Source organism: Nocardioides sp. P5_C9_2, assembly GCF_054049555.1.
On record NZ_JBFUMD010000131.1, the window covers coordinates 1 to 8234 of the forward strand.

Annotated in this window: 7 protein-coding genes; all 7 read right to left on the reverse strand. The window is 72.9% G+C overall.

Annotated elements, in window-relative coordinates:
- Positions 1 to 147 precede the first annotated feature (147 nt).
- The gene (locus ACXJKL_RS08745) at positions 148 to 522 is read right to left on the reverse strand and encodes an MmcQ/YjbR family DNA-binding protein (RefSeq protein WP_457206674.1); all 375 of its coding nucleotides are present in this window, start codon (positions 520 to 522) and stop codon (positions 148 to 150) included.
- A gap of 32 nt (positions 523 to 554) precedes the next feature.
- Entirely contained in the window at positions 555 to 1715 is a 1161-nt protein-coding gene (locus tag ACXJKL_RS08750) for an acyl-CoA dehydrogenase family protein (RefSeq protein WP_457206675.1), read from the reverse strand.
- The gene (locus tag ACXJKL_RS08755) at positions 1712 to 3658 is read right to left on the reverse strand and encodes an acetyl/propionyl/methylcrotonyl-CoA carboxylase subunit alpha (protein ID WP_457206676.1); all 1947 of its coding nucleotides are present in this window, start codon (positions 3656 to 3658) and stop codon (positions 1712 to 1714) included. The genes ACXJKL_RS08750 and ACXJKL_RS08755 overlap by 4 nt, the downstream gene beginning before the upstream one ends.
- Positions 3655 to 5211: an acyl-CoA carboxylase subunit beta gene (locus ACXJKL_RS08760; protein WP_457206680.1), complete on the reverse strand. Its 1557-nt coding sequence runs from the start codon at positions 5209 to 5211 to the stop codon at positions 3655 to 3657. Before ACXJKL_RS08760 ends, ACXJKL_RS08755 begins: the two co-directional genes overlap by 4 nt.
- A 17-nt stretch (positions 5212 to 5228) precedes the next feature.
- Positions 5229 to 5699, reverse strand: coding sequence for an SRPBCC family protein (locus ACXJKL_RS08765; protein WP_457206677.1), 471 nt, complete (start codon positions 5697 to 5699; stop codon positions 5229 to 5231).
- Positions 5696 to 6829, reverse strand: coding sequence for an acyl-CoA dehydrogenase family protein (locus tag ACXJKL_RS08770; protein WP_457206678.1), 1134 nt, complete (start codon positions 6827 to 6829; stop codon positions 5696 to 5698). The genes ACXJKL_RS08765 and ACXJKL_RS08770 overlap by 4 nt, the downstream gene beginning before the upstream one ends.
- A partial coding sequence (locus tag ACXJKL_RS08775) for an acyclic terpene utilization AtuA family protein (protein WP_457206679.1) occupies positions 6826 to 8234 on the reverse strand: 1409 nt, incomplete at its 5' end. The genes ACXJKL_RS08775 and ACXJKL_RS08770, both read right to left, overlap by 4 nt.

An 8234-nucleotide genomic window follows, 5' to 3' on the forward strand; every position in this document is an offset into this window, starting at 1 on the left:
AGGTACCGCCGAGCAGGTGGGCGCGGCCGTCCGCCGGCCCGAGGAAGATCAGCAGGCCCATCACCATCCCGAGGGCCGCGGGCCACACCCAGCCGGCGAGCCGGCCACCGCGCGGCGCGACCTCCTCGAAGCCCGGCCGCGGGTCACTCACCCGGGCCGCGCGACCTGGTCGGCCAGGCGGGCGGGCGCCTGGAGGCAGTAGGAGTCGGTCAGCAGCTCGGCGAGCTCGTCCCAGTCGGAGTCCTCGTCCAGGAGCAGGCCGATCGAGTTGCCGCCCCATCCGGACCGGAAGTAGGGGTCGCCGAGGTGCTCGAAGGCCGCGACCTCGTCGGGCTCGCCCCGGAAGACGATCCGGAAGAGCTGGTCCTCGCCCCCGAACACGTGCGCGACGGTCGCGCTCCCGACCCGCCACCGGGTGCCGGTCCACGCAGCCTCCTGCCGGCACTGCGGCAGCCGGCCGAGGACGGCGTCGATGCGCAGCACCCACTCCTCCGGGACGAGGGGACGATCGGCGAGGGCCACGCCGGACAGGCTAGGTCAGGGCACCGACTCCGTCAGTAGGACTTGGGCAGCCCCAGGCTGTGCATCGCCACGAAGTTGAGGATCATCTCCCGGCTCACGGGCGCGATCCGCCCGGCGCGGGTCGCGACGAGCAGTCCCGCCATGCCGTACTCCTGGGTGATCCCGTTGCCGCCGTGGGTCTGCACGGCGCGGTCCGCGGCGTCGCAGGCGGCCTCGGCGGCGGCGTACTTGGCCATGTTGGCGGCCTCGCCGGCCCCCAGGTCGTCGCCCGCGTCGTACAGCGCGGCGGCCTTCTGGGTCATCAGCCGGGCCAGCTCGATCTCGATGTGCGACTGCGCGAGCGGGTGCGCGATGGCCTGGTGGGCGCCGATGGGGTCCTGGAAGACCGTCCGCTCCTTGGCGTACGCCGCCGCGCGGTCGAGCGCGAAGCGGGCCAGGCCCGTGGAGAACGACGCCGCCATGATCCGCTCGGGGTTGAGCCCGGCGAAGAGCTGGACGAGCCCGCCGTCCTCGTCGCCGACCAGGGCGTCGGCGGGCAGCCGGACGTCGTCGATGAACACCTGGAACTGCAGCTCGGGGCTCACGATCTCCATCGGGATCGGCCGCGCCTCGAAGCCTGCGGCGTCCGTCGGCACCACGAAGAGGCACGGCTTGAGCTTGCCCGTGCGGGCGTCCTCGGTGCGCGCGACGACGAGCACGTTGTCGGCCTCGTCCACGCCGGAGATGTAGACCTTGCGGCCGGTCAGCACCCACTCGTCGCCGTCGCGGCGGGCGGTGGTGGTGATGTTGTGGGAGTTGGTGCCCGCGTCGGGCTCGGTGATGGCGAACGCCATGGTCCCGGTGCCGTCGGCGATCCCGGGCAGCCAGCGCTGCTTCTGCTCCTCGGTGCCGTAGCGGCTGATGATCGTGCCGCAGATGGCCGGGCTGACGACCATGAGCAGGAGCGGGCAGCCCTGCGCGGCGAGCTCCTCGCAGACCGCGGCGATGTCGCCGATGCCGCCCCCGCCGCCGCCGTACTCCTCGGGGATGTTGATCCCGAGGTAGCCAGCGCGGCCGATCTCGAGCCACAGCTCGGTGGTCTTCTCGCCCTTGCGCGCCTTGTCGGTGAACCAGTCGCGGCCGTACTTGCCGGCCAGCTTGGCCACCTGGACGCGCAGCTCGCGGCGCTCGTCGGACTCGGTGAACGTGCTCATGCGTTGTCTCCTTCTGCGACGGGTTCCACGACGGCGAGGACTTCGCCGGCGGCGACCTGCTGGCCGGTGGTGACATTGACGGTGACGGTGCCCGCGGACGGGGCGGTGACGGAGTGCTGCATCTTCATGGCCTCGAGGACCAGGACGACGTCGCCCGCCGCGACGTCCTGACCGTCGGCGACGGCGACCTTGACGACCGTGCCGGGCATCGGCGCGAGCAGGCTGCCGCTCGCGACCGCGTCCGCCGGGTCGGTGAAGCGCGGGACCGGCACCAGCCGCTCGTGACCCATGGTCGAGTCGACGTCCACCGCCCCGTCGGTGACCGCGACGGCGAACGTCGTCGCCATCCCGGCCATCTCGAGCGTCACCGCGTCGGGGGCCGCGGCGAGCACGCGCGCACCGTCGACGGCGTACCCGTCCCGGGTGCCGAACCACTCCACGACCAGCGGCTCGTCGCGCCCCGCCACCGTGAGCTCCGTGCGTTGCGGCTGCGACACGACGTTGCGCCACGCGACGGGGATCCCGTGCTGCACGGTGCGCGCGCGCCGGTCGCGCTCGGCGAGGGCGACGGTCGCGGCGATCGCCGTCCACCGCTGCTCACTGGTGCGGTCGCGCTGGCCGTGGGTGCCCTCGGCCAGCAGCGCCGTCGAGACCTCACCGGCGAGGAAGGCGGGGTCGGCGAGCACGTCGACGAGCTGCTCACGGTTCGTCGTGACGCCGTGGATGTGGGCGCGGCGCAGGGCCGTGGCGAGCATCCGCGCTGCCTCGGCGCGGGTCGGCGCCCACGCGACGACCTTGGCGAGCATCGCGTCGTAGTGCGTCGACACCTCGTCACCGGCCCCGAAGCCGGCGTCCACCCGCACGCCGCGACCGGGTTGCTCGAAGGACCAGGCCCCGGGCACCTCGAAGGCCGTCAGCCGGCCGGACTGCGGTTGGTAGTCGGCGGCCGGGTCCTCGGCGTAGATCCGCGCCTCGATGGCGTGGCCGCGAGGCCCGTCGGCGTGCTCCTCGAGCGCGGCACCCTCGGCCACCCGCAGCTGGAGCTCCACGAGGTCGACCCCGAACACCGCCTCGGTCACCGGGTGCTCGACCTGGAGCCGGGTGTTCATCTCGAGGAAGAAGAACCGCTCGCTGGCGGGGTCGTAGAGGAACTCGACCGTCCCGGCGCCGACGTAGCCGATCGCCTCCGCYGCCTTCCGGGCCGCGTCGTGCAGCTCCGCCGCGACCTCGGCCGCGAGGTCCGGGGCGGGCGCCTCCTCGACGACCTTCTGGTGCCGGCGCTGCAACGAGCAGTCCCGCTCACCCAGCACGACGACGCGGCCGAACCGGTCGCCGACCACCTGCACCTCGACGTGGCGCGACCGCTCGACGTACGGCTCGACGAAGACCGTGCCGTCGCCGAAGGCGGACGCCGCCTCGGCCTCCGCGGCCGCGGTCTCGCCGGCGAGGTCCTCGAGGTGTCGTACGACGCGCATGCCGCGGCCGCCGCCGCCCGCGGACGCCTTGACCAGCAGCGGCAGGTCGGCGTCGGTGGGCTCGTCGGGCGCCTCCAGGGTCGGGACGCCGGCGGCCCGCATGATCCGCTTCGCCTCGACCTTGGAGCCCATCGACTCCATCGACTCCGGGGTCGGGCCCACCCAGGTGAGGCCCGCGGCCTCGACGGCCCGGGCGAAGTCGGCGTTCTCGGAGAGGAAKCCGTAGCCGGGATGGATCGCGTCCGCGCCGCTGCGCCGGGCCGCGTCGATCACCAGGTCGCCACGTAGGTAGGTCTCGGCGGGGGCGTTGCCCGGCAGGCATACGGCGACGTCGGCCTCGCCCACGAAGGGCAGGCCCGCGTCGGCGTCGGAGTGCACGACCACGGTCTCGATGCCGAGCCGTCGGCAGGTGGCGATGACCCGGCGGGCGATCTCACCCCGGTTGGCGACCAGGAGCCTGGTGATCATGTGCGGAACACCCCGAACCGGTCGGTCCCGACGACGGGTCTGTTGCCGATCACCGACAGGCAGATGCCCAGCACGGTGCGGGTGTCGCGCGGGTCGATGACCCCGTCGTCGTACAGCATCCCGGACAGCGCGTAGGGCAGGCTCTGCTCCTCGATCATCTGCTCCACCATCGCGCGCATGCCGGCGTCGCCCTCCTCGTCGTAGTCGCGCCCCTTGGCCTCCGCGGCGGCGCGCGCCACGATGCTCAGCACGCCCGCGAGCTGGGCCGGGCCCATCACCGCGGACTTCGCGTTCGGCCAGGTGAAGAGGAAGCGCGGGTCGAAGGCGCGCCCGTTCATGCCGTAGTTGCCGGCGCCGTACGACGCCCCCATCAGGACGCTGATGTGCGGCACGGTGCTGTTGCTGACGGCGTTGATCATCTGCGCGCCGTGCTTGATGATCCCGCCCTGCTCGTAGTCCTTGCCGACCATGTAGCCGGTGGTGTTGTGCAGGAAGAGCAGCGGGGTGTCCACCTGGTTGGCGAGCTGGATGAACTGCGTGGCCTTCTGCGCCTCCTCGGAGAACAGCACCCCCTGCGCGTTGGCGAGGATGCCGACCGGGTGCCCGTGGATCTGCGCCCAGCCGGTGACCAGGCTCGCGCCGTACAGCGGCTTGAACTCGTCGAAGACCGCATCGTTGCTCGCGCTGCGGCCGTCGCAGATCCGGGCGATGACCTCGCGCGGGTCGAACGGCTCCTTGAGGTCGGTGGGGATGAGGTCCAGCAGGGTCTCCGGGTCGGCCTCGGGCTCGGCGTAGGGGGTCGGCGTGGAACTCGCGTCAGCCTTGCGCCAGTTGAGCCGCGCCACGATCCGCCGCCCGATCCGGAGGGCGTCGTGCTCGTCCTCGGCGAGGAAGTCGGCCAGACCCGAGGTCCGGGCGTGCATCTCGGCCCCGCCGAGCGACTCGTCGTCGGACTCCTCGCCGGTGGCCATCTTGACCAGCGGCGGGCCGCCGAGGAACACCTTGGCCTGCTCGCGCACCATCACGGTGTAGTCGGACATGCCGGGCACGTAGGCCCCACCCGCGGTCGAGTTGCCGAAGACCAGCGCGACGGTCGGGACCTTGGCCGCCGACGACCGGGTGATGTCGCGGAAGAGCTTGCCGCCGGGGATGAAGATCTCCTTCTGCGTCGGCAGGTCGGCGCCGCCGGACTCGACGAGCGCGACGGTCGGGAGGCGGTTCTCCTCGGCGATCTGGGAGGCCCGGAAGATCTTCTTGACCGTCCAGGGGTTGCTCGCGCCACCCTTCACGGTCGGGTCGTTGGCGGTGATCATGCACTCGACGCCCTCGATGACGCCGATGCCGGTGACGACGGACGCGCCGACGGTGAAGTCCGAGCCCCAGCCGGCCAGGGGGGACAGCTCGAGGAAGGCGCTGCCCGGGTCCACGAGGAGCTCGATGCGCTCGCGGGCCAGCAGCTTGCCACGGGCGTGGTGCCTCTCGACGTACCGCTCCCCGCCACCTGCGACGGCCACGGCGTGCTGGGCGTCGAGATCGGCGAGCTTCTCCAGCATCGCCTCACGGTTCGCGCTCACGCCTCCACCACCGCCCGCATCCGCTCCAGGGTGGTCCGCATCCCCCGGACGTTGGTGCGCGAGCGCAGCGGCCCGAGAAGCGTCCAGTAGATCCGSACCGGGATCGAGGGCTGGAGCCGGAAGTACTCCGTCACGTCGGTCCCGCCGTCGCGCGGCGTCAGCCGGTAGCCCCAGTTGTTGATGGTCATCGCATCGGTGCCGACGGCGAACTCGAAGAGCTCCTCGGGCAGGCACTGCGTGACCTGGCACGGCGACCAGTACGTCGGCCCGACGCCGTTGCGCTTCACGTGGCCGGCGAACTGCGCGCCCACCTCAGGTCCGGTGGAGCCGCGGGTCCACTTCGCCTCGAAGGTCTCGGGGCTGAACTCCCCGATCCGGGTCACGTCGCTGACCAGGTCCCACACCACCGCCGGGGGCGCGTCCATCCAGACCGTGACCTCGTCACCGAGGCTGAAGGGGCTCCTCATGACGTGTACCCCAGCAGTCGGGCCGCAAGATCCGTGAGCACGTCGGTCGCTCCTCCTCCGATGGGCAGGATCCGGGCGTCGCGGTAGTGCCGCTCCACCTCGGTCCCGTGCATGTAACCGGTGCCGCCGTGCAGCTGCACCGCCTCGTCGCAGACGTACGTCGCACACTCGACGGCCGTCTGCTTGGCCAGCGCCGCCTCGGCGATGGCGGTCTCGCCGGCGAGGTACCGCCCGACCACGTGGTGCGTGTAGGCGCGGGCGACCTCGACCTGCCGGTGCATCTCCACCAGCCGGTGCCGCACGACCTGGTTGTCGATCAGCGGCCGCCCGAAGGTGGTCCGCTCGCGGCAGTACGCCGCCGTCAGCTCGAGGCTGCGGGCCGCGATGCCGTAGGCGTGCACGGCGAGCGCGATCCGCTCGACCACGAACTGCTCGGCGATCTGGTAGAAGCCCGAGTCGATCTCGCCGACGACGTTGCGCAGCGGGACGCGCACGTCGACGTACGACAGCTCGGCGGTGTCGCTGCAGTGCCAGCCCATCTTGCTCAGGGCCCGGTCGACGGTGAAGCCGGGCGTGCCCTTCTCGACGACGACCAGCGAGATGCCGGTGTGGCCGGGACCGCCGGTGCGGACGGCGGTGGTCACGAAATCGGCCCGCACGCCGCTGGTGATGAAGGTCTTCGCACCGTTGATCACCAGCTCGTCGCCGTCGACGACGCCGCGGGTGGTGAGGCCGGCGACGTCGGACCCGCCGCCGGGCTCGGTCACCGCAAGGGCGCCGATGAGCACGCCGGCCAGGGTGGGTCGCACGAAGCGGTCGACGAGGTCCCGGTCGCGGGTCGCGGAGATGTGGGGCAACGCGATCCCGGCGGTGAAGAGGGCCGCCATCAGGCCGCTGGACGCGCCCGCGGCGAACATCGCCTCCTGCAGGGCCACGCTGTCGGCCAGGTCGCCGCCGGAGCCGCCGACCTCCTCGGGGAAGGCGACGCCGATCAGCCCGAGGTCGCCCGCCGTCGCGTGCAGGGCGCGCGGCACCTCGCCGGCGTCCTCCCACTGCTGGAGGTACGGCGCCACCTCGCGGCGCACGAACTCGGTCGCCGTCGCCCGCAGGGCCTCGCGTTCCTCGGTCACAGCAGCCCGTCCTCGATCGACACGTGCCGCGACCGCACCCACTCGCCCAGGCCCTTGGCCTGCGGGTCGAACCGCGTCGAGGCGGCCACCCCGTCGCCGAGCAGGCCGTGGATCACGACGTTGACGCCGCCCAGGTTGGGCAGCAGGTAGCAGGCGACCTCCAGCCCGGCCGCCTCGGGCACGAGCTCGCGGATGCGCCGCGGGGTGATCAGCTTGCTCAGCCACTGCACGCGCGCGTCGCGGTGCTCGGATCCGTCGTGCGCGACCCACAGGCCGAGGTTGGCGTCGCCGCCCTTGTCACCGGACCGGGCGTGCACGAAGGTGCCGAGCGGCATCCGGCGGGTGAGCACGTCGGCGGTCGCGGGGTACGGCGAGGGGCGGATGCCGATGTCCGGCTCGTAGCCCGCGTCCGCGACCGGMGGGTCCGCGACGGTCTCCCGGGTGCCGTCGGCGTGCACGACCGTGTGGACCACCTGCGCGCGGTCGACGTACCGCGGACGGTAGACGCCGTAGGGCGTGGGCGGGGCCGGCGGCGCGGTGAGCGTGAAGCCGGGGTACGACGCGAGCGCGAGCTCGACCGCCGCGGCGGTGAACTGCCGGCCGACCGGTGCCGCGTCCGGGTCCTTGACCGTGCAGCGGAGCAGGGTGGACGCCCCCTGCTCGGTGTCGGCGTCGTCGACGGGGRGGACGACCTCGGACCAGGACGTCTCCCGCGGCGGACGGACGGCGAGCGCGGCGGTGAGCTGGTCGCGCACCCAGGCGCCCTTGGCCTCGACATCGAGGCCGGTGAGGACGAGCTCGACGGAGTTGCGGAACCCCCCGAGCTCGTTGACGCAGACCTTGAGCTGGGGCGGCGGGGGATCGCCGCGGACGCCGGTGATCGCGACCCTGTCGGGACCCTCCTGGTGCAGCCGCACGGAGTCGAGGTGGGTGGTCACGTCGGGGCCGAGGTAGCGGGTGGACTGGATCTCGTAGACGAGCTGGGCGGTGACGGTGTCGACGGTGACCGCGCCCCCCGTGCCGTCGTGCTTGGTGATCACGCTGGAGCCGTCGGCGGCGATCTCGGCCACCGGGAAGCCGAGCGGCCGGTCCCGGTCGGGGAGGTCGAGGAAGCCGCTGAAGTTGCCGCCGGTGGCCTGGGTCCCGCACTCGAGGACGTGGCCGGCGACGACGGCGCCGGCCAGCTCGTCGTACTGCTCGGGGGTCCAGCCGTGGTGGGCGACCGCGGGGCCGACGACCAGCGAGGCGTCGGTGACCCGGCCGGTGACGACCACGTCGGCGCCGGCGCGCATCGCGGCCGCGATGCCGAGGCCGCCGAGGTAGGCGTTGGCGGTGAGCGCGCCCGCCCACAGGCCGAGGGGGCGCAGGTCGTCGCCCTCGACGTGGGCGATCGCGGGGTCGAGGC

Excerpts from the sequence above, each read along its gene's own strand:
- ACXJKL_RS08760 (WP_457206680.1), bottom strand. The coding sequence starts at position 5,211 with ATGCTGGAGAAGCTCGCCGATCTCGACGCCCAGCACGCCGTGGCCGTC.
- ACXJKL_RS08750 (WP_457206675.1), bottom strand. The coding sequence starts at position 1,715 with ATGAGCACGTTCACCGAGTCCGACGAGCGCCGCGAGCTGCGCGTCCAG.